Genomic DNA, 22,123 nt, shown 5'->3' on the forward strand with positions numbered 1-22,123 from the left:
CCCCTCCTTTAATACAACGATTCCCCGGTTGCTTTGCGGCTCAACGAATTAGCCATGACCAATAAAATCAATCCGACTACGGACTTGAACAATCCGATCGCGGTGGCATAGCTGTACTGCAATTGCTTCAAACCGGCTTTGTAAATGTAAGTGTCGAGAATTTCGCTGTTCTGAATGTTCAGCGGATTCTGGAACACGAATACGCGTTCGAAGCCGTAATCCATGAAATCTCCGATTTTCAGCAAAAACAATACCGTTATGACGGGCAGAAGCGCTGGCAGAGTTATTTTTAACGTCTGTTTCCATCTGCCGGCCCCATCGATCTCGGATGCCTCGTACAACTCCGGATTAATTCCGGTCAACGCCGCCAAATAAATAATCGTGCCCCATCCGACATCCCGCCATAAACCGGAGCCGACGAGAATGGCACGGATATAGGAATCTTCCCCGAGAAAATAAATCGGATCGATGCCGAACCAACCGAGAATGACGTTCGCGATACCCGACGAAGGAGATAACATGCCGACGAAAATACCGCTAATGATGACCCAAGACAAGAAGTGCGGAGCGTATACGATCGTCTGTATCAGTTTTTTGTACAAGGTAAGCCTCACTTCGTTAAGCAGCAGAGCGAGTACGATTGGCGCGGTGAACGCGAACAAGATGTCGTAAGCGCCCAGCAGCAGCGTGTTCTTCAGAATGCGCAGGAAATCGTAATGGCTGAACATCCTCTCGAAATGTTCGAAGCCAACCCACGGACTTCCCCCGAAGCCGGCGAACAAATTGTAATTTTGGAACGCGATAACCGATCCGAGCAATGGCACGTATTTGAACACGAGAAAATAGACGATGCCCGGGATCGAGATCAGATACAACGTCCGGTACTTCCACATGTAACCGAGCAAGAGCCGTCCCCCCTTTCGCAATTGGCGTTGTTCATACTCTCATCCTAGCCTTTGCGGGGGACCGTCAACAATGGAATCGCTTTAATCGCGCTTGTGTTTTTTTTAGGTCGGGCTCCTCTCGCTGGCTGTTGGTTAGACCGCTGCCAGCGGCTTGCAGCACACTTTTCTTTGATTTCCAACCCATTAGACCGCTGCCTCACCATCCGTTGCCCGAACTGACTGTAGCGCACTGAGAGTACTCTATCCCGTTCGTAATGCAACCTCATCTCGAATTCTTTCAACAGCCGTTCGTCACAAAGAAGCGCTCCGGCGTATAGACCGAAGCGCTTCTTTTTCTCTTTATTCATCTATGAGTACGAGCATCAACTAACTCCTAGCGGTTAAGACGATCCTCGTCTTCTCGCCGTTGCTACTTTTACCAAGAATAAGCTTCCGGAGCTTCTCCGCCCGGTCCCGGGAAAATCGCGTCGAGCTCCGCCAGCACGGATGCCTCAAGCGATAGCTCGACGGCGCGAAGCGCATCCTTCAGTTGATCTGCCGTCCGCGGTCCGATAATCGGAGCCGTCAGATCCGGGTTCGCCAGCACCCACGCCAGGGCAACGTTCGATTCCTTCTCCCCTAGCTCCGCGCAGAGAGACGAAAATCTTTCAAGCTGGCTCCGATGCTGCTCGATCCGTTCCTTCATGCGGTCGGTACGGCCTTCGCCGCCGCTCTTCAGCGCCCGTCCGCCTAGCATACCGCCGTCCAGCGGACTCCAAGCAACGACGCCGATGCCAAGATCCCGGGCAGCGGGCAATACTTCAAGCTCCGGAATCCGGTTCAACAAGCTGTATTTATGTTGTTCGACCACAAGCCCCATGAACTTGCGCTCTTTCGCGGCCGCCTGCGCCTTGACCAGTTGCCAGCCCGCGAAGTTGCTAGACCCGATATAATCGGCTTTTCCTTGCCGAACGATCGTCTCGAACGCTTCCCATAATTCTTCCCATGGCGTGCGACGGTCGATATGATGCATTTTGTACAATTCGACGTGATCGGTTTGCAACCTGCGAAAAGAACCTTCCAAATGACGACGGATCTTATACAATGATAACCCTTTAACATCGTTCGGGCCATCGACCGGATTGCTGATCGGTTCGAATACTTTCGTAGCCAGCACGACTTTCTCGCGGCGTTGTCCGCCTTGGGCGAACCACTTGCCGATGATCGTCTCCGTCAAACCCGCGTTCTCGCCCCAGCCGTAAATATTCGCCGTATCGAAGAAAGTAATGCCCGCGTCCAACGCCTCATCCATGATGCGGAACGATTCCGCTTCATTCGTATCCACGCCGAAGTTCATCGTACCGAGACACAGCTTGCTCACTCGAAGCCCGGATCTTCCCAAGAAAGTATATTCCATTGCGATTCCACTCCTCCTAAATTAAGCTTTCCAACGCTCGTTGTCGATCACTTCCGCCGTGCCGTCGCGATCTACGACCCGCTTGCGGTAGCCTTTCGTCTCGATCGTCCCGTAATCGTGGCCCGCATCCGCCCGATAGACGAAGAAGGTGACGAGCGGTTCATTGCTGCCGCTGTTGATGCTCCGGTGAGCATAGCGAGGCGGTACGTAAACCGCCGCTCCCGGACTGAACTTCTCGATCCGAACGTCGCCTTCCGGATTTTCCATCAGCATGAAACCTTGACCCGATAGACAATAATAGACTTCGCCCGTTTCCAGAATCGTGTGAAAATGACCTTTGGTCATATAATACTCGTCTCCGACTTTCCCTGGATAAAGGATGCTAGTACCGAATAGCAGTTCTCCCGGATGCTCGGGAAGAGTCAGCTCGTAAAATTCGTAGACTAGCGGGTCTCCGTCCGCGACGGCTTGATCGAAAGCGGCTTCGTTCGCATACATGCCCTTCATTCGTGACAGTGAACGCTTCGTCGACGGCCTTGTGCTCGACAACCCGCTTTGCAGATCGAAATATTCGGTAAACGGAAGAGTGGCTTGTTTGTCGTTCATGATTGTATTTCTCCTTTCGATCTCCTAGCGAATTGCGGCGGATAACCGTTCGATGCGATCGAACCGATCCTGCGTCATATCCAGATGGAACACTTCGGCAATCACCTGCGTCCAGCCATGGAGGAAGTAGATCCAGCCGTCTTCGATCGTCAGCTCTCGCGAAGACGCCGAGACGTTCGCCTGCTTCATGAAGTCGAGCTCTCCCCGATAATTGAGCTCCCATACGAGGCTGCCTTGCGGGAAAACGGCGCCGTCCGTCAACGGCGAACCCGGGCGATCCTTGCCTTGTCCGGTCGCGTTAATAACGAGGGAATGCGATTTGATGCCCAGCATCGCGGCATCGTTATCTTCCGATCCGGGCGTCAAAATAAAATCCGCCGGAACGTCCGGACGCAGCGTGCGAACGATTCGCTCGATTTCCTTCAACCGCGGTTCGCTGCGGTTCGTAACTACGATGCGGGACGGAATATCGCGACCGTGCTTTCCCTCGAGCAGCGTGGAACAGATCGCGATCGCGCTGCCTCCGGCGCCCATAACGAACAGTTCGCCGCCATGGTTTTCCCAGAACCCTTGCGGGACGAACGCTTCCATGGCGAGACCGCTCGTTATCGGGTCTTTCGCATGGCCGATAAGTTTACCGTCCAGCTTCGAGATGGAAGACAGCTCTCCGAACATCGTCGCGTACGGGTCAAGCTCGTCGAACAAATCTTTCGCGGCTTCATATAAATCGATTTTGTGCGTCGTTACGAGCGCTCCGAGCGACAACTCGTCGTCGCGGATGAACTCTACTACCCGGCGATATTCCTCAGGATCGGCGTGAATGGCGATGTCGATTCCTTTGATCACCGCTCCGTCCAATCCGAGAACGTTAGCCCATTCGGGGAATAGTTTCATTATAGATGATTTGCCCGTCGTTACGCCGATGAAATACATTGTCGGTTGCGTCGCTTTGTCAGGCAGTTTCAGTTTCATGCCGGTTTCTCTCCTTTAGTAGGTCGTTACGCGTTCGTTCCGCTTTGCGCCAGCATTTCAAGCAGGTTCGCGGTTGACCGAACGACCATTTTCTCTATTGCTTCATGCGTATAAGCGCCGGTATGCGGCGTGAGGATAAATGAATCCAATCCGGCTAACTTGCTTCCGGGTTGCGGCGGCTCGCTCGAGTAGACGTCCGAAGCCGCGCCCGCGAGCTTGCCGCCCGACAGCGCTTCGTATAAGGCTTCCTCGTCTACCAATTCGCCCCGCGACGTATTGATTAAGAAAGCCGTAGGCTTCATAAGCGAAAGCGTCCGGTCACTAACGAGATGCAACGTATCCTTCGTAGCCGGAACGTGAAGCGAGACATAATCCGATTCCGCGAACAGCACGTCCAAATCGCGTTCCAGCCTTATTCCCGGCTTCGATGCCAACGCCTCTTCCGTTAGGAACGGATCGTAAACCGCCACTTCCATCTCCAGCCCCAGAGCGCGCTTGGCCACTTCGAAGCCTATTTGCCCCCCGCCGACGAGACCTAGCTTCTTGCCCGTCAGTTCCCTGCCGAGCACGCGGCCCCAGCCGCCCGCTTTCACTTCCCACGCCATCTCGGGAATGTGCCGCGAGATCGCGAAGATCAGCCCGATCGCAAGCTCCGCCACGGAAACGTTATTCGTGCCTTTCGCCGCTTGAACCTGAATGCCAAGTTCGGCGGCTCTGACCGTATCGATGTTGTCGACGCCCATGCCGTACTTCGATATTGCGCGAACGTCTTTCAAGCGGTCCAGCACGCGTGCCGACATCGGATCGACGCCGACGATGACTCCGACCACGCCCTCTCCGGCCAATTCGACGATCTCGTCTTCGGTTAACGTACGTCCCGTCCGGTTCTCGATCGGCTCGTATCCTTGGGCTCGAAGCATGGCGTAAGCCTTGTCTTTGTAGTGATGGTAGGATTTCGGAGTAATAAGTACTTTCTTCATCACCTTGCCACCTTCCTTTTTTGTTCGAATGTTAACTTGTCATGACATTCGAACGCAGACTCCGCCACGGTCGATAGACCGAAGCGGAAACCGAAAGCCGGACGGCCATCGCCGTCCGCCTTCTAATTAAGCTTTCTCGGACAGATCCAAGTAACACACGGTAGCCGGCAGCTCGTGCTTCGTATTCACCTTGTCCGGTCCCGTGACCAGATCGAAGCAAGAGATGACGAGCTTGCCGTTCCAGACGATCGGTTCGCTCGGTTGATCGATCTCTCCGTTGAAGCCGTCCGTGTCCGGGCTTTGCGCCAATCTTGTTACTTTCCCGTCCGGAGTGACCATGCCGATCGAGTTGGCCGAGAAGTCCGCGATATACAAGTTGCCTTCCTCGTCGAAGATCATGCCGTCCGTGCTCTGCAATTGCGCCGGATCTTTCGCCCAGACGACGTTGCTCTTCGCAGAACCGTCGTCGTTCGGCACGATTTTATGAACGGCTCCGTCTCCGAAATTGCCTACGTACAGATTTCCTTCCTTGTCGAAGACAATCCCGTCCGCGCCGTATTGTACTTCCAAATTATGCGTCAAGAACGTCGTCCAGATGTTTTTATCCTCGAGCGTGTTCGTCACTTCGATATTCTCGTCGTCTAGCGCGAACTTATAGACGCAACTCATAAGCAACCCGCTTGGATCCTTAACCAACGACATCGTGCTTTGCGTTGCGTAGAGGTAACCGTCGCGAATGCGAATGCCGTTCGGGTGCTCCATGTTGCCGGCGACGACTCTGGTGCGAACGACTTCGCCCTCTTCCGTAATGGTCAGGCGCAGAATGCGGCCATGGAACTGCAGCTCCGGCGCGCCGGACCAGCCTTGGTTGTCTACGACGTAGAGATCGCCGTCCGGTCCGAAAGCTATTCCCATCGGGAAAGCTTTACCCGTAATCGGATGCAGCGGAATGTCGGCCCACTTCTCGGGTACTTGGTCTTCGCCGAAACGAAGCAAACAGCCGCGTTTGGAAGGATCGGCGTAGTTAGGGCAAGACAAGATCAATCTGCCTTTGGCGTCGATCGCCATCGCGTCCGGCGTTACTGCGATATCCTCGGGTAACTTGGCGAACAATTTTGGAGTTAACATAAGCGAATTCCACCTTTTCTATTTTTATCCGAACCGGATAATCATTTTTTTCTGAATGCGTCCCTTGCCTAAATAGTCGCCGAGAGATCCGATGTCGGAAAACTCCAGCACGTCGGAAATATAATCCGAAGGTACAAGCTCTCCCGTGCGAATCCAAGCTAGGATTTGCTCGTAGCTTTCCGCTTCTTCCAGCTTGGACGGAAATTGCAAGAAATGCAGCGACCAATTGTAAGCGGCCTTGCTCCAATCAAGCTCCATCTTCAGATCCGACGAGACGCCGTAACAACAGATCCGACCACCGTCGCGCACGAGCTCCATCGACTGGGCGAGCACCTCGTTGTTGCCGATCGCGTCGACCGTGTAATCAACCCCGCCCGGAAACAGCGTGCGAATTTCCCGAACGATATCGGTTGTCCGGCTATTGAAAACATAATCGGCTCCGGCTTCGAGCGCTTCCGCGATTTTCTCGTCGCGGTTAACGGAAACGACGATCGGACCCAAACCAAGCAATTTCGCGAACTTAACGAAAGTAAGACCGACCGGTCCGGCTCCGAAGATAACGATGCTTTCCCCCGCCTTGAATCCGAACCGCCGGCAAGCGGCGAGCACCTCGCGGAACGTGACGATCATTGCCGCTTCGACGGCGGGAATGTCCTTCGGTACGACTTGCTGCGCATAGTAAGCTTCGGAGAACAGCGGGTCGCCCGGCCCTTTGCCGGCGGCGATCAACGCGTTCGCATCGCCGACGACGGCATATTCCGAGAACGCTCCCCAGCCGGAATGATAAACGCCGTCAGAAACGCCTTCCAGGAAGGGCAACAGTACCGAATCTCCGATTTCGAAGCCGGTGACCGCGGAGCCTTTCTCGATGACGCGGCCGACGCCTTCATGTCCGAGCGCCGCCGGGTAAGTATCGAACCCTTTGAATTTGCCTTCGATGATCTTCGTGTCGGTACCGCGGCATAAGCCGCAGCTTTCCAGCTTCACTAACGCTTGATATTCGTTATAGGAAGGACGGGAAACCTCAACGACTTCGACCCCGCCCTTGCCGTCCGTGATGAGACTTTTCATTTTCATGGCATTGCCTCCATGGTCACCCGGCCGCAAGTAGCTGCGATCAACCTTTAACCGCGGACGAAGCTAACCCTTCGATCAAATTTTTCGAGAAAATCGAGAAGAACAAAAGCACCGGAATCGTTCCCAGCGTCAAGCCGAGAATTTGCGCCGCGTTGTCCGCGCGGAATTGTCCGGCCAGAGCGCGGATACCGAGCGGAATCGTGTACAGCGAATCGTCGTTCAACACGATCAGGGGAACGAAGAAACTGTTCCAAGACCATAGGAAGAACAGCAAACCTAACGTGACGAACGCCGGTCGCAGGAACGGCAAGACGATTCGGAAGAACAGCCCCGTCTCGCCGCAGCCGTCGATCCGGCCGCTTTCGAGCACTTCGCTCGGAATCGAGCTTCGTGCGAACTGTGTCATCCAGAACACGCCGAACGCGTTCGCGGCCGGTGGGATAATGAGCGGCAGCATCGTATTGAGCCATCCGAACCAGCGCATCTCAAGTACGAAAGCGACGATGCCGAATTGCATCGGAATCATCATCGTTCCTAACAACAGAACGAACAACAAGTTTTTGAACCGAAACTCGTATTTGCCGAACGCGAACCCGGCGGCCGCGCTGACCAAAACGCCGAGAACGGTCGTAGAGATCGACACGATCAAGCTGTTTTTATAATAAGCCAAGAAGTCGATGGAGAAAAGGGAATTCCAATTTTCTGCCAAATAGCTGCTGGGAAGAAGCTTGATGCCAGTATACAATTCGTTCGACTCGTACGTGCTCATGATGATCATAGAATAGAACGGGTAGAAGGAGACGACGGAAATGACGAGCATGAGCAACAAGCCGATCCATCCGTTGATGCCTAGTTTTCTCATGCGTCTTCCCCCTTGTTCATCAGTCGGAACGTTAGGAACGACACCAAGCAGATAAAGAGGAAAAGCATATACGCGATCGATGAACCGTAACCGAATCGGGACAAGCTTCCGAATACGTTATCGTAGATCAACCAGGTGCCCGTCAAAGCCGCGCCTTCCGGACCGCCGACGACCGAAGCTCCCATTCCCGTGAACAGCATGTAAGGCTCGTCGAAAATCTGGAAACATCCGATCATCGTCGTCAAGATGACGAATACCATGACCGGGCGAAGCATCGGAAGCGTAACGTACCGGAATTGTTGCATTTTCGACGCGCCGTCCAAGTCCGCCGCCTCGTACAACTGCCTGCTGATGCCGGTTATGCCGACAAGGAACATAACGGCTGTATAGCCGAAGTATTTCCACACCGTCACCATGGCAACGACGAAGCGCGAAGGCCAAGGCTGACCTAGCCAGTTGATGTTCTCTTGCGTGACGCCTAGACTCGCCAACATCGAGTTGATGCTGCCGAAGTTCCAGTCGAACAATATTCCGAAGATAAGACCGACCGCGACCGAGGTCGTAATATACGGCAAGAAATTGACCAGCCGGAAAGCTCCCACGAACGGCACCCTGCCGCTCGTCAACAGCACGCTTATGAACAGGGCGATGATGATCTGGGGAGGAATAATCATAATCATGAATATTACCGTGTTAAGCAGCGCGTCGTAGAAACGGCTGTCCTGTAACGCTTCGGCGTAGTTTCCGAAGCCTATCCATTGCGGCGCTCCGCTAAGACTCCAGTCGGTCAAGCTGATATACAACGTGAACAAAATCGGGAACAAAGAGAACAAACCGAAGATCAGGAAAAACGGCGATACGAAAATATAGGGCGCCCAGCGTTGAGCTTTGCGCGCGCGCGACATCGAGTCGCTCATGGAACTCACCCGCTCTCTCTATCCCAGCAACCGCTTAACGCGTCGCGGAGGGAACCGTTAAGCTCCCCGGCGCGAACGCGGTCGCGATGGCCGACTCGTTATTTCAATTCAGGCGCTTTCTTCAATACGTCTTTCACGAGCGTATCGTAAGCTTCTTCCGCCGAAGTACCCTGCATCATCATTTTCATGACGAGCGTATTGGAATCGGTGACGATTCTGTCGTATTTCGTAATCGGACGCACTTTCGCTTCTTTACCCAATTCGATGAACTTCGCCATGATGTCTTGGCCGCCGAAATAAGGATCTTTGTCCGTGTAGAAACCTTCTTGCTCGAATACTGGTTTGTACAGCGTCGGCGAACTGTTCAACGTTTTGAACGCCGTTGCGCCGCTTTCCGACAACGTTACCCATTTCACGAATTGCCAAGCCAACTCTTTGTTCTTTGCGTCTTTAGGAATGGACATGCTCGTTCCGCCCCACGAATAGCCGCCGATAGGAGCGCGGATCAGACCGTAGTTGCCCTCGCCTTTTTTATCGTTCGGTTTGATACCGAACGGTACGAACCACGTCGGGGTAGCATACATGATCGCGGTGTTCGTCGTGAAGCTTGCGTTCCAAGGCGCGGACCAAGTTTCGTATTTGCCGACCGCGTTGCTGGCAACCATTTTCTCAAGCGTTTTGTAAGTCGGCAGGAACGTCGGTTCGAGGTTCAGCTTGCCGTCCTTGACGTATGGCTCCGTATATTCGCCGCTCACGAGACGGAAGCCGCCTTCGAGAATGCCGTCCATCAAAGTGACTTTGCCGCCGCTCTTCTCGAATACTTCTTTGCCTTTTTCGATGAAAGCGTCCCATGTCGGGAACATTTTCTCGACTTCGGCCGGATCGTCCGTTCCGAGATACTGCTTCGCCAGATCGCGTTTGTACGCGATGCCCGCCATCGTAGCATCTTCTTGCAGCGTAACGATCTCGCCCTTCTCGTTCGAGTTCAGCGGAATCGCGAAATCGACGATGTCGGCGCGGTTGACGTTATAAGGTTCCTTCTCGAGATTCTCCCAGACGTCCATTGCCATGAACGATCCGCGACCGCTCACTTCAAGCAGCGCGATATCCGGCATTTCGCCTTTGGAAGCGATCGCCGTTTGCAGCTTCTTGCCGTAATCGGCGTTCGGTACGACGACGACGTTGATTTTGACGTTCGGGTATTCTTTGTTGAACTCGGGGATCAGCTTGCTCTCGAAATCGCCCCATGCCCACAGAGTAACTTCGCCCTTGTAATCCGCCGGAGCTTTCTCTCCTCCCGCGGAAGCGGATGAAGCAGCCGGACTGGACGGTGCGCTTGCGGAAGGCGATGCGTTATTGTTGCCGCCTCCGCACCCTGCGAGAATGACGGACATACCTAGAATAAGCGCGGAAAACTTCGTAGCAACATTTTTTGTTTTCAAGTGTACCCCTCCTGATTATGGATCTGTTTTGGTTATTCAATGTTGTCGTGTCCCTTCAAACCGATAAGCGCGACATTACCTCCCTTGTAGAATTTACATTAATCTCTTTACGTAAGAATGTCTTTACATTATCGGCCGAAAAAAAGGTCGACTTTGGCTTCCGCTCCAGTCCCGGACGATCGTTATAACGCGAGCGGCGATCGCCAGATAGCGTGAAACGCGTTGGGGCGGCGACTTGCTCGGCCCGGGCTGCGGATACGTCCGCCACCGCCGCTAGCTCGACGCCGGGCATTCGGAGGAACGTTTCCATATGAATCGTCCCCATCGTGCCCGCGCCGATAAAACCCATTCCGATGTTGTCGTTACGAGTCATTTCATTCACCTACCTCAGATCGGGACGTTCAGCTTATCCGCCACGCCTTTAATGTGGGCATAGGCCTGAACGAAATCTTCCTCGCGATCCAGATGTTCGATAATCAGGGTCAAATCCGGATCCAGCTTGTTCAATTCGGTCAAGAACGTCGCGTAATCGAGCTGTCCCGTACCGGGAATCGTCTCGGACAAATGAACCGTCAGCTTGCTGCCGAGCGCGATATCCTTGGCGTGCCCGTTGCGAATGTAAGGCCCGAGCTTCGCCACGAAATCGCGAATCATGTCCCCGTTGCGATAGAACGTACGCGGCGAGTTGATCATGTTCACCGGATCGAAATGTACGGCCATCCGAGGCCGATCGATCGCTTGAATTAATCGCAAATAGCTATCCGCCGAATCCGGGATCGCCCAAGGCATCGTCTCCAATGCGTAGTAGCTTCGCGTCGGTTTCGCGCCGTCGATGATCTCGCGAACCGAGTCGACGATAAGCGCGAACGTATCGTCCGAGAAGTTATCCGGATGAGGTCCATCCCATTGATCGCTTCTGGATCCCGTTATATTCACGCAAACCCGGGCATCGATTCTGTCGGCTAATTCAAGCTGTCTCTGGGCGTAAGCTATCGCTTCCTTGCGAACCGCATCGTCCTGGCTAAGCGGATTCCCCCATGCGCCGACTTCCGCGATAACGATATCCGCCTTCGAGGCGGCCTCCCGATACGCCGCGACCGTACTTTCATCCGCTCTGTAATCGATCGGAGATGGCGTCGCGCGAAAACCTAAACGACTAGCCTCCCGTGCCCACTGTTCGGGCCCATCGTATGGAGCTTTCACATAACCGCCTAGTCTCATCGGTTAATTCCCCTCCCTTAGTAATCTCCCGACTTCATCCTGCGATGGCATTGCTGGAATCGCTCCGACTTTTGTCGTCGCCAGAGCTCCTGCCGCATTGGCGAAACGAATCGCTTCGGCCGTCTCCTCGTCCGCAACCAGTTCGAACGTACCTGTACGGTCCCTTCGCTCCAACAGTTTAGTAAGCAAACCGGCAACGAAAGCATCGCCGGCGCCCGTCGTCTCCACGACATTCATCCGGTGGCCTTCCAGACTTCCGCTTGATTTACCGTCCGTATAGTAACAACCATCTCCGCCACGCGTGATTACAACGAGCTTCGGTCCTTGCTTCAAGATATAGGAAGCGCTTTCTTCAAGCGTGTCGAAACCCGTGACGAACTCCATCTCTTCCTCGCTGATCTTTACGACGTCCGCAAACCGGAATGCCGCGCGAATTTCCTTCTTCGCGAAATCTTCGTCATCCCATAGGCTCAGACGAAGATTCGGATCGTAAGAGACGAGCAGATCGTACTTCTTCGCCCATTCGAGTGCCTGCATCGTCGCTGATCGAACCGGTTCGCAGCCGAGGCTGATAGAACCGAAATGGAACGCTTTAGCGGATGCGAAAGCCGTTTCGTCCAAGTCCGCGGGCGCTAGTCGCATATCGGCGCCCGGATTCCGGTAAAACATGCAATCGCGAACGCCGTTCGAACGGTTTGCCACGTACGAAAGCGTCGTTCTCGCCTCGTCGTCGTAACTCATGCCGCTGACGTCGATGCCGGCGTCCCTGAGCACTTGCGTTAAGTATTCGCCGAACGGATCGCGTCCGACTTTGCCGATGAACCCGGCCTTTCTTCCTAGCTTGGCGAGTCCCGCCGCGACGTTGGCCGGAGCGCCTCCGGGAGCCTTCGCGAAGCCGCTGCTATCCGCCAATGAACGATCTACATCTACCGAAACGAAATCGATGAGCAATTCGCCTAAGCTTATCACTTCCGTGCTGCTATTCATCCTGTTGCCCCCCTTTAGCGATTATGATTCGGCTGCCGATTCCATCAATAAGAAGAAAGCTTGCCCTTCCGTTGCGGTTCCGGATCGATTGAAATTCGGCGAGCCGCACACGCCCCTCACGAATCCGTATTCGTCTACTTTCGCTTGCGCGGCGCTTCTCATTCTGTTCGCATTATCCAAGTAACGAGCATCCAACCAACCGGCCTTAACACCGGAGAAAATCGCGTAAGCGAGCATCTGAGCAACGTTCGTCTCGACGAACGTATCTGGATGGTCCAGCACGTCATGGAACAAACCGTCCTCGCGTTGATACGGAAGGCATGCCTCGATCAATTCGCGCACATAGCCGATCAAACGTTCCTTATCCGCTTTCATCGAATCCGGCAGCGTTCGAGCGACTCTGATCATGCCGGCCGCCGCCCATCCGTTACCGACGCCCCAACAATCGGCTCGACCGAACTTCTTTTCTCCGTCGTCCCATATATGAGCATACATGCGCTTTTCCTTATTTAACAAAAGTTCGCGGAACCGCTCGACCTGCGCCACCGCATCTTCGTAATATCCCGCTTCGGCCAAGAACGGCGGAGCCATATAGAACGAGTCTACCCATACTTGGGTTAAGTGGTTGACATGAGACAGCGCTCCGTTCTCGGTGCGCGGCGCGGCGTTCAGCAAATAATTCGCCATTCTTTCCGCGGCTTCCTTGTATTCTTCATTACCGGTCTGCTTATAAGCGAACAGCACCGGCCCCCCGTTAGATGCCGCATCGGTGACCGCTTTTTCGTCTCCGATCACGCCCAGCCTGCCGGATGAATCCTGTCTAACGACAGCATCGTGCGCCAGCAGCACCGCATCTTCCTTGTAACCGCTCTCAATCAATGCCTGGGAGGCGACGCCTTGTTCCCACGATTGTCTCTGCATGCTCATCATCGCGCGTTTTACTTTTTCGACCGTATGATTCATCCTTCAACACCATCCCATTCAATACGTTATAATGTCATTACATTATTAGGAATAAAGAAAGGTAAACGATTCAATCGCTTACCGAATGCCGAGCTCGAACGTGAATTGGCTTCGATCCCCGCGATATTTAGCCAACGAATATTCAATGGGAGTTTCGTCCGTCAAGTACGTAATACTCTCGATGTACTGAATCGGCGCACCCTTATCGATATCGAGGATTTTCGCTTCGTATTCCCCTGCCAGAACGGCTTCCAGATTACGCACCGCTTTTAACAAGGAAAGCCCGCACACATCTCTTAATATGCCATATAGCGATTCGAATTCCAAATCCTTCTCCATGATCGGCTGACACCTGTCAAACGGCAAGTAAGTGACGACGTACACGATCGGTTCGCCGTTCGCGAAACGAAGCCTGCGAAGCTGAATCACCTTGCTGCCCGTCGGAACTTTGAGCGCTTCTCCGACTTTCTCGTCGCAGCTGAGCACTTCAAGACCGAGCACCTTCGTAGTCGGTTCTAGGCCTTTCTTAACCATCTCGTTGTTAAAGCTGTCGAGATTCTGAAGGAACGCTTGGCTGATCTTCGGCTTCGTAATGAACGTGCCTTTGCCCTTCTGACGGATCAGATAACCTTCGACGACTAGCTCGTTGATCGCTTGCCGCACGGTCGGCCTGCTTATGTTGAAGTTCGCGCTGATCTCGACTTCGGTCGGGATCGGACGATCGCGATCCTCGTGCTGATTCGTAATATAATCCAGCAGGATTTCTTTCAGCTGGTAATAATAAGGTATCGGCACTTCTTTGTTCAACGATTTGCCAAACAAGTCGGCCATTTGATTATCCCCTTTTTTGTACCTTGCAACAGTTCATAATGTCATTACATTAGGACGTTTGTATTGCTTATTCTATCGTCTACGATAAGGAAAGTCAAGCAAGATTGGGCGGAAAAATGGAACAATTGTAACGTGCAGCTCTCTTTTTTTACCGGGATGTATGAGGCGGCGGTACCGGTCATTCAAAGCTGCAAATATATGGTTGAAACGATAAGGTGATGCTGTAACCCTATTCTTCATTCAATCCGATCGGTGACTTATGATAGAGCGATGTGATCGTTACTACTCAGGTAGTCTTGAATTGGAAATTACCACGGAGTGCTGATACGAGTGAGGCATGTAAAGGAAGATTCTGTTTGAGGAGAGTGGAAATAAAGCCACGAATACTTGCAAATTGTTCGCCGCCAGTCGCCGTACGGAAGCATCCAGAAATCTTCTGTTTCACCTTGGACATACGGATGTCTCGTTCAGCCTGGTTGTTGTCAAAAGGGATGCGGGCATCGTAAAGAAAGCGAAGAATCGACGCTTTGTGGAGCTCGAATCGCTGCCCAAGATTAGCTGCTTTGCTTTTGCACTTCCGTCCTCGAGGCCCTGTTTTTTCACGCACCGCATCTTTCGTCCATTCGGTTTTTCCGAGTTCCAAAATGGTGTCGAAGCGTAGATCAATCTCGTTGAGAACCTGATCCGACAAGGGGATGTCTAACGCACGAGCCTCCTTGGCTAGCGACCAACTTCTTTGGAGTAGTTCCTTCATGTCGGATGCCCACTTATGATGGTCATGCTCCGCGATCCCTTGGCATTCGCGCAACAAGTGCGCGTTACACAAAGCGTGCGTGAACTTAAACTCTGGCTTGAAGTAGGAATTCAGACAGTCATGAACCGCGATACCGGTGTAAGAAGGCAATACGCCCATGTCTACAAGCGCCGGCCCACATCGCCTTGCGTGCATGGCTAACAAGGTCCATTCGGCGTTGGAGTGCGTATGGAGATACTGTTGTTTGCCATTCAAGCGCATCGGTGTTTCATCGCAGTGAATGAAAGGCTGCTTGAGAAGATGCGTTCGAATAACCGGCTCTTGATCCGCTACAACGGATGCCATCGTCTTGATCTGTGCCAACAGCGTCGCTTCGCTAGGATGGTAACCGGTCAGATCGGAAAACAATCGCGAGATGCGATCCAGTGGCAGAAGCTGATATACATTCAAGTAAGCCGTCCAAGCTGTAAAACCTTCTCCATACTGAACAGGTGCTTGAACTCGGTCTGGAAAGGTAGCACGCTGGCGTGTATGGCAGCGAGGGCAACACTTCTCCTCCGCGCGATGCTCAGTTACAACCAAACGGGGAAGGGGTAAGTCGAATACTTGTCTCTTGGTGTAGCCTTGCACGGCCACCCTATCAAGGGATTGAGCACAATGCTTACAAGTGGATACCGAATGCACGACGATTTCGTCCGGCGAAGTGCTAAAACGAAGCGTATGTCCATCATGGCCTTTGGGCGCGCCCATTTTGCCACCAGATTGACGTAGATTAGTTTGTTTGCGCAATCCGTCACTGGAAGGCGGTTTGCTGCTGTTGTCGCTATTTTGACCGAGTTGTCTTTCTAACTCGTTAACGCGCTTTTCTAACTTCTCGATTTGGAGGGTTTGCTTCTCAATTTGAACGGCCTGCTTTTCGACAAGTTGGGTCAACTGTTGGTTTTGAGTTAGGAGCGCACTGAAATAACCCGCAATTTCTTCGTCGTCCTTGCAAATCTTATTCACTTGTTGCGAAGTTAGTTTCACGGGTGTCACGCGCTCCTCACTAGCAAAGTTTCTTTAACTACTACTTCGCTGTGAGATGCTCGAATTCCTTTAAATAGCAAAGAAAAAATCTCCCCGAATTTGGGGAGACCTGAGTAGTAACGATGTGATCACTCTATTCTCACAAAATGACAGGGAAAACCTAGTTGACGGGGATCATAAGGTGATGCCGTAACCCTATTCTTGGTTCATGCTGAAATGTGGAACGATATAGCGTGATGCCGTAACGTTATTCCTGATCCATGCCTCAAAGGGCAACTTTGATGCAAGCTATTCGGTCTGACGTAAGTTACCTACGGTTCGTTATAGCGGCCAATCATATGCATCTTCTTGTTATTCATGATGTGCTTCTGCAAGTATTGATCGAAGTCTTTTTCAGTCGATGTCATCTGAACGATCTCTTTGCGCAAAAAAAGCCCGAACCTCCTTGAGGGAGGTCCAAGCTTCTTTTAGCTCTTCAACTAAACGAGATCAAAGCAACATCCCGCCGGAAGCTTCGATGCGCTGAGCGTTTACCCACCTCATGTCGGACGTGCACAACGATGCTATGACACCGCCGATATCATCGGGTTCTCCGACTCTGCCCAACGTAGTCAGGGATGCGATGTGACCTTTCACTTGCTCGTTATCCCTCACCGCACCACCTCCGAAATCCGTGGCGATCGCTCCCGGAGCAACCGCGTTAACCCGGATTCCTCTTGCTCCCCACTCTTTGGCCATATACTTCGTCAATACTTCGATTGCGCCTTTCATCGCCGCATAAGCGCCGCTGCCAGCGAAAGAGAACCGAGTCAATCCCGTCGAGATGTTGATGATTCCTCCGTTATCGGCAATCTTGGAAACCAGCTTTTGCGTCAGGAAAAACACGCCCTTGAAGTGCACGTTCATCAAGCTATCGAACTGAGCTTCCGTCGTGCTCGCGAGCGGTTCGTTTAATCCGAAACCGGCATTGTTAATCAGAAAGTCGAACTGATCTTGATTCCACTTTTCTTGCAGCACGTTCGTCAACCGCGAAGCGAATTCGTCGAATGAAGACACGTCACCTGCATCCAATTGAAGCGCCGCTGCATTCCGTCCGTTTCCTTCGATTTCCTTGACGACCGAATCCGCTTCTTCCTTGCGGGTATGATAAGTAACGATAACGTCGATCCCTTTACGGGACAGCGCGATTGCGGTATTTTTACCTAGCCCGCGACTGCCGCCGGTTACTAATGCGATTTTATGAGCGTTTTCCATTGAGCATTCTCCCCTAGATTGAACGATTGACCCCTTGATCCGTTAGATCTTGCGGTCTATAGTGAGGATATCACTTAGAGTAAACTCTAAGTCAAGCGAGGAGGTTGAAAAAATGAATTATTCGATCAACGAGGTCGCCAAGATGTTCGGCCTGTCCGCGCACACGTTGCGTTATTATGACAAAGAAGGGCTTATGCCCTTTATCGGCAGGAATACATCCGGAAACCGAATGTTCACCGATACGGATCTAGACTGGGTTGCCTTGATCTGTTGTTTGAAAAATACGGGCATGCCGATTAAAGAAATTAAACAATACAGCGACATGTGCACGCAGGGCAGAGTTACGATCGATAACCGTAAATCGATGCTCTCCGTTCATCGGGAAGAGGTCAAGAAACAAATTAACGACTTGCAAAAAAACCTCGAGCTCATCGATTCGAAAATCGCTTTCTACGAAGATCCCGAAATGATCAAAAAAATGGACGAGCTTCTTGAGAAGATCGCCATAGAGAAATGATATCCGCAATTACTAGCTTCTTTCATCCTTAGGCGATGAGTATTGAAGCTGACTCTCCAGAAAAACAAACAGCTTATGATACATATCGGATGCATCTTTGCCTAACCAAATCAAATGCCCCCAGCTTTCCAGCTCGCATAGCCGCGAGTTTGGAATGTGTCGATTAGCGTGGCGCGCATGCTCCATAGGTACGGACGCGTCGTGAATGCTATGCATAATCAAGGCGGGACATTGAATATCGGTCAAGACGGAAGTCAGATCCTGTCCGGCTATCTCCAGATCGATATAAAATCCGTGTCCCGATCGTTGAAGATTGATCATTTTCATAAACTGCTTCCGATCATCATCGCTAATTTGCGGCAAAACCTCTTTGCTAGGAAGTTTACTGAAGGAAGCGAGCATACTCTTAAAAAGCAGGTTTGGAAACAGATTGTTCATGAACCGCATAAGTGCCCATAGATATTTCTCGTAAGAAGGCCGGAATAAGGTTCGCGCGGTTCTGTACAATTTATCTCCCGGGGTCAAAAAAATGTCGGCTACCGCCGATTGCAAGATCAGACTTCTGACTCGCTCCGGATGACGAGCCGCAAATTGAATCCCGCTCGGCCCGCCGGCGGATATCGCGACAACATGAACTTCCGGAAGATGAAGCTCTTCCAGCAGTTCCAAATACGCATCGCACGCGGTTTCCATACTAATCCCTAGCTCCTTGGACGTACGACCATAACCCGGCCTCGACGGAGTAATAACCGAGAATCCCCGTTCTATGAATTCAGCCATACCGAATTGTTCGTAACAATTGGAATGCCCTCCGTGCATGATTAGGACAGGCTCTCCCTGTCCGACAACGGAATACTCCAGGTTATATCCGGTTTTCGTCTTGAATACTGCCGATTTACTTTCCATGGTTTCCACTCTCCCAAAAATGAATAATAATTCACTATTAGATATAAAAAAAAGGCCACGCTGTCCGGATTACATAAATTCGCGCAAGCCTTCGTACCAAAATGCGACGTACTGCTGAATCGTTTTTTTACAATCTTCCGAATCGGAGCGATGACGGATAATCTCGAAATACCCTTGCATAAACGCAACCGCAACCGGCCATGCCGTCTGCTCCGAGTAAGCTTGTTTGCCCTTCTTTGCGTTATAGGCCGCGAGATGTTCGGCAACATTGTCCGACATCGTCTTGTGCAATAGATGAACCGCGTCTTCGTGTCTGGTTCCTCTGCTTCCATCGATTAGAATTAGAAGCGGTTTTCTCAGTTTCCCCACGAGATCCGTTAATGCTTGTACGACCAGTTCGAATATGTTCTCATTCTGATGCGGTCTTTGATCGTGATTAGCAATCACTAGCTCCAACTCGCGGAACACCGGTTCAACTATCGAGTCGAATAAAATTTCTTTGCCCGCGTAATACCGATACAGGTTTCCTACGGAAACGCCTACTTGCTCCGCGATCCGCTTAACGGAAGCCCCCTTGTACCCGTACTGGAGGAATTCTTCTTGAGCCGCGCGCAAGATCGACTGCCTCAATTCCTCCTTCAAAACCTGAACCATAAATGAACCACCTTTCATTTATGAATAATACACAGAAATTATCCGTTATACAAGTGTCTGACGAAAAAATAACAGGCGACCCCTTAATCGAAATAAGGGATCGCCTGAATTCAAGTAAAGTTACCGACTCGATTCGTTGGAAGCATCTTTGGGTTGCTCCGCCGTTCGCCGTTTGAATCCTTCCAAGAACAAAGAAATCACGGTCGTCGTTTCCTCCATGGACGATTGATCTTTCGAAGCTTGCGCGTTCCATAGGGCGATTTCATTCAAAGCCCCGGACAGAAAGTGCGTCATGGCATCGATCGAGACCGGTTTAAGATAACCTTCCCGTTTCATCAATTCAAGTTGACCGCGCAGCAGCCTCATCGAGTGGATCTCATCCATCGAGCGCCATTCTTCCCATCCCAAAACGGCGGGCCCGTCGATCAACATGATCCTCTTGTTCCGGGGTTCGACCGCCGCTGTCACGAACGCTAAGCAACCAAGCCGCAGTTGTTCCCATACGTCCTCGCTTCCGGAAGCTTCTTGCTCTACTCGCTCCGCAACTTCCTGCTGAACGGCCTCCAGCACGATGCGAAACAATCCCTTCTTGTTCCCGAAATGGTGATACAACGCTCCTCGCGTCAATTGAGCGTCGCGAACGATCGTTTCCAATGCCGCATCCGCGAACCCGTATTCCGTGAAATGCGTTCTGGCCACCGCGATCAGTTTGCGGATCGTATCATCCGTTTCCGCTTTATTTTTTTTCATTATGCCATCTTTTCCCCTGTCCTCGACTCGATATCCTCACTCTCTCAAAGCTTAGGCTGCTTTGTCAAGGCGTCTCGTCTTTGGACCATACGTTGTCGGTATATTGGCTGCTGAACTCTTCCGTTGGCGGAATAATCGTAATGACGTCGATCAGAATTCCGTTCGGATCCGACGTGATGAAATGTCTCTGTCCGAATTCCTCGCTTCGTATGTCCGATTGCAAAGGAAGCTTGGCGTTTCGAATGAGCCTTTCGTATTCCGCGTCCACGTCTTCCACTTCGAAATTCAGAATCAATCCTTGCACTCGGGTTCTAAAAGATTCCGGAATCGTAGTATGGCTAGCGTCCATGATCGCTAACTCGAAAGACGAGCTGCCCTCTGTCGACTTCAAGCTGACGTACCAATCGGATTCGAATACCGGTTCAAAACCGAAATGCTCCTTGTAGAACGCCGAGCTGGCCGCGACTTGTTCCGTTAAGATGACCGGATAAAAACTCGATATTTTCATTATGAAAGCTCCTTTATATTTTGATGATTTTAATTTAACATACATACTGTATGTATGTAAATATCCATTAATTTCATTTAACGGTTCCCCCTTTAGCGTCTTCTCACCTTTCTTGACAACGGTTAGCGCTCCCTCTAAAATGAAATATATCTTGACTATAGAGATAATCGGCGATAGAGATTACTTTCAAACGAAACTCTTCATCGGCTATTCCGGTATTCATCCATAACATTTCAACAAAAACGGGGGACCAACGATGGCAGTACTCATTCTATACGCCACGAAAACGGGAGCATCTACGCAATGCGCCAAAGTATTATGCGATGAACTCCCTTCCAGCACGATGTGTAATCTCGAGTCTGAAAAGCCGAATCTCGATGAATTCGATAGCATCATTTTGGGTGCTGGAGTAAGGGACGGAAAAATATATAAACCGGTTCGCGACTTTATCAAGAAAAATCAAACCGAACTGCTAAAGAAAAGAATGGGTTATTTTATTTGCAACGAAAAGCCCAAGCAGACCGAAGAACTCATTGAGTCGAACTTTCCGGTCGCTTTGAAAGAGGCGGCGATCTGTATCGAATCATTCGGCGGATACAAAGCCTATGCTGCGCCAAGGGAAGGAGCCGATCAGCTCAAAGGCATTTTCGTAGATAAAATAAAGGTTTTTTCGGAAAAGTTTAAGCAGTAACCCGCGTGTCGTTCAACCGAGCTTGATTGGATGGAACATAATATGATACATTGAAATCAAATTTCAGGTATGAAGCACATGCCGCTATGATACGAACGACTCTTAGGAGCAATGTCGTATTGGAGCGGCTTTTTTGCGTGAATCTATGGGGTGGGAGCGGTGAAAAGATGAGTTTGTTCTGGAACCTGGACCATTTGTATCCCGAGTACGAAGTTCGGGACATGAACAACGGTTACCGTTACTTGGACCTCGCGTATATGCCACCGAGCGCGAAAGGTTGTATCGAGATCCACGATTACCGAACCCATGCCAGAGATATCGAGACTGGTCGGTTTAAGGATTTGTGTATGAAACAAGCCTTGCTCGTTCTTGACGACTGGGTATTCCTCCCCATCGCTTACTTGTCTATTAGAGATGATCCGGGCGTTTGTAAGCAATTGACGCTCGCCTTTGTCGGGAAATTCCTTTCTACAGCCGTTCCTTCCGAACAGAATTGGGCTGAAGCGGAAACGTTGCGGTTTGCCCGCAGAATGATGCGCCCTTTCGCACCTCGTGAACTTTCTGCGCATTTGCGGTTATCCGAACGCCACACTAGAGAACTACTGCATAATTTGGTAAGCAAAAAATGGTTAGTCGTTGCTAGCGGGGATAAGCGGTATCGCACGTATAAGCTCGTATAAAAAGCGAGCGATATTTTTTTACGGCGCCCACAGCCGTTATTTCGACGAAAACGGGTGTTTTGTAATTGTAACGGAACTGGACGCCGCTATTCATGA

General features: G+C 51.5%; 24 protein-coding genes. 3 read left to right on the forward strand and 21 right to left on the reverse strand.

Translation table 11 applies throughout. The features are described from left to right. Positions 1 to 8 precede the first annotated feature (8 nt). From HH215_RS12200 to HH215_RS12280, 17 genes are all read right to left on the reverse strand, one after another. Positions 9 to 893 carry an ABC transporter permease gene (locus HH215_RS12200; RefSeq protein ID WP_169284357.1) on the reverse strand — a complete coding sequence of 295 codons (885 nt, stop codon included), beginning with the start codon at positions 891 to 893 and terminating at the stop codon, positions 9 to 11. Positions 894 to 1,320: 427 nt separating this feature from the next. Further along, entirely contained in the window at positions 1,321 to 2,301 is a 981-nt protein-coding gene (locus HH215_RS12205) for an aldo/keto reductase (RefSeq protein ID WP_169280156.1), read from the reverse strand. A 21-nt stretch (positions 2,302 to 2,322) separates the two neighbouring features. Further along, the gene (locus tag HH215_RS12210) at positions 2,323 to 2,907 is read right to left on the reverse strand and encodes a glucose-6-phosphate isomerase (protein ID WP_169280157.1); all 585 of its coding nucleotides are present in this window, start codon (positions 2,905 to 2,907) and stop codon (positions 2,323 to 2,325) included. Positions 2,908 to 2,931: 24 nt separating this feature from the next. Next, positions 2,932 to 3,879 carry a shikimate dehydrogenase family protein gene (locus tag HH215_RS12215; protein ID WP_169280158.1) on the reverse strand — a complete coding sequence of 316 codons (948 nt, stop codon included), beginning with the start codon at positions 3,877 to 3,879 and terminating at the stop codon, positions 2,932 to 2,934. A 26-nt stretch (positions 3,880 to 3,905) separates the two neighbouring features. Continuing rightward, on the reverse strand, positions 3,906 to 4,859 hold the full coding sequence (locus tag HH215_RS12220) for a phosphoglycerate dehydrogenase (RefSeq protein WP_169280159.1): 954 nt from the start codon (positions 4,857 to 4,859) through the stop codon (positions 3,906 to 3,908). Positions 4,860 to 4,985: 126 nt separating this feature from the next. After that, a complete protein-coding gene (locus HH215_RS12225) occupies positions 4,986 to 5,987 on the reverse strand; it encodes an SMP-30/gluconolactonase/LRE family protein (RefSeq protein WP_169280160.1) in 1,002 nt (333 codons plus the stop codon). Positions 5,988 to 6,011: 24 nt separating this feature from the next. Next, complete coding sequence (locus HH215_RS12230) at positions 6,012 to 7,064, reverse strand: zinc-dependent alcohol dehydrogenase (protein WP_217362291.1); 1,053 nt, start codon at positions 7,062 to 7,064, stop codon at positions 6,012 to 6,014. A gap of 40 nt (positions 7,065 to 7,104) precedes the next feature. Then, complete coding sequence (locus HH215_RS12235) at positions 7,105 to 7,926, reverse strand: carbohydrate ABC transporter permease (RefSeq protein ID WP_169280161.1); 822 nt, start codon at positions 7,924 to 7,926, stop codon at positions 7,105 to 7,107. Next, positions 7,923 to 8,843 (reverse strand): carbohydrate ABC transporter permease, encoded by a 921-nt coding sequence (locus HH215_RS12240; protein WP_169280162.1) that lies wholly within the window; start codon positions 8,841 to 8,843, stop codon positions 7,923 to 7,925. The genes HH215_RS12235 and HH215_RS12240 overlap by 4 nt, the downstream gene beginning before the upstream one ends. A 98-nt stretch (positions 8,844 to 8,941) precedes the next feature. Further along, entirely contained in the window at positions 8,942 to 10,285 is a 1,344-nt protein-coding gene (locus HH215_RS12245) for an ABC transporter substrate-binding protein (protein WP_169280163.1), read from the reverse strand. Between the two features lie 55 nt (positions 10,286 to 10,340). Then, complete coding sequence (locus tag HH215_RS12250; RefSeq protein ID WP_169280164.1) at positions 10,341 to 10,658, reverse strand: Gfo/Idh/MocA family oxidoreductase; 318 nt, start codon at positions 10,656 to 10,658, stop codon at positions 10,341 to 10,343. Positions 10,659 to 10,672: 14 nt separating this feature from the next. Beyond that, positions 10,673 to 11,506 (reverse strand): sugar phosphate isomerase/epimerase family protein, encoded by an 834-nt coding sequence (locus tag HH215_RS12255; RefSeq protein ID WP_169280165.1) that lies wholly within the window; start codon positions 11,504 to 11,506, stop codon positions 10,673 to 10,675. A gap of 3 nt (positions 11,507 to 11,509) precedes the next feature. After that, entirely contained in the window at positions 11,510 to 12,493 is a 984-nt protein-coding gene (locus HH215_RS12260) for a PfkB family carbohydrate kinase (RefSeq protein WP_169280166.1), read from the reverse strand. Between the two features lie 21 nt (positions 12,494 to 12,514). Next, the gene (locus HH215_RS12265) at positions 12,515 to 13,456 is read right to left on the reverse strand and encodes a glycoside hydrolase family 88 protein (RefSeq protein ID WP_169280167.1); all 942 of its coding nucleotides are present in this window, start codon (positions 13,454 to 13,456) and stop codon (positions 12,515 to 12,517) included. 78 nt (positions 13,457 to 13,534) lie between these two features. Continuing rightward, the gene (locus HH215_RS12270) at positions 13,535 to 14,287 is read right to left on the reverse strand and encodes a GntR family transcriptional regulator (protein WP_169280168.1); all 753 of its coding nucleotides are present in this window, start codon (positions 14,285 to 14,287) and stop codon (positions 13,535 to 13,537) included. Positions 14,288 to 14,573: 286 nt separating this feature from the next. Beyond that, entirely contained in the window at positions 14,574 to 16,067 is a 1,494-nt protein-coding gene (tnpC, locus tag HH215_RS12275) for an IS66 family transposase (RefSeq protein WP_169280169.1), read from the reverse strand. Positions 16,068 to 16,556: 489 nt separating this feature from the next. Further along, the gene (locus HH215_RS12280; RefSeq protein WP_169280170.1) at positions 16,557 to 17,321 is read right to left on the reverse strand and encodes an SDR family oxidoreductase; all 765 of its coding nucleotides are present in this window, start codon (positions 17,319 to 17,321) and stop codon (positions 16,557 to 16,559) included. Between the two features lie 112 nt (positions 17,322 to 17,433). Here HH215_RS12280 and HH215_RS12285 point away from each other — a divergent pair, with 112 nt between their 5' ends. Further along, positions 17,434 to 17,838: a MerR family transcriptional regulator gene (locus HH215_RS12285; protein WP_169280171.1), complete on the forward strand. Its 405-nt coding sequence runs from the start codon at positions 17,434 to 17,436 to the stop codon at positions 17,836 to 17,838. Between the two features lie 12 nt (positions 17,839 to 17,850). Here the strand turns inward: HH215_RS12285 and HH215_RS12290 are convergent, their stop codons facing one another. From HH215_RS12290 to HH215_RS12305, 4 genes are all read right to left on the reverse strand, one after another. Then, complete coding sequence (locus HH215_RS12290) at positions 17,851 to 18,744, reverse strand: alpha/beta fold hydrolase (RefSeq protein ID WP_169280172.1); 894 nt, start codon at positions 18,742 to 18,744, stop codon at positions 17,851 to 17,853. 69 nt (positions 18,745 to 18,813) lie between these two features. Beyond that, positions 18,814 to 19,398, reverse strand: a complete 585-nt coding sequence (locus tag HH215_RS12295; protein WP_169280173.1) for a TetR/AcrR family transcriptional regulator — start codon at positions 19,396 to 19,398, stop codon at positions 18,814 to 18,816. 120 nt (positions 19,399 to 19,518) lie between these two features. After that, positions 19,519 to 20,148, reverse strand: coding sequence for a TetR/AcrR family transcriptional regulator (locus HH215_RS12300; protein ID WP_169280174.1), 630 nt, complete (start codon positions 20,146 to 20,148; stop codon positions 19,519 to 19,521). 64 nt (positions 20,149 to 20,212) lie between these two features. Next, on the reverse strand, positions 20,213 to 20,656 hold the full coding sequence (locus HH215_RS12305) for a VOC family protein (RefSeq protein ID WP_169280175.1): 444 nt from the start codon (positions 20,654 to 20,656) through the stop codon (positions 20,213 to 20,215). Positions 20,657 to 20,912: 256 nt separating this feature from the next. On the opposite strand from HH215_RS12305, the gene HH215_RS12310 reads away from it, so the two are divergent. Both HH215_RS12310 and HH215_RS12315 read left to right on the forward strand, forming a co-directional pair. Next, positions 20,913 to 21,347, forward strand: coding sequence for a flavodoxin domain-containing protein (locus HH215_RS12310; RefSeq protein ID WP_169280176.1), 435 nt, complete (start codon positions 20,913 to 20,915; stop codon positions 21,345 to 21,347). 167 nt (positions 21,348 to 21,514) lie between these two features. Further along, positions 21,515 to 22,027: a transcriptional regulator gene (locus tag HH215_RS12315; RefSeq protein WP_254450456.1), complete on the forward strand. Its 513-nt coding sequence runs from the start codon at positions 21,515 to 21,517 to the stop codon at positions 22,025 to 22,027. The last annotated feature ends 96 nt before the right edge of the window (positions 22,028 to 22,123 follow it).

This window comes from Cohnella herbarum (genome assembly GCF_012849095.1).
Classification (GTDB): domain Bacteria; phylum Bacillota; class Bacilli; order Paenibacillales; family Paenibacillaceae; genus Cohnella; species Cohnella herbarum.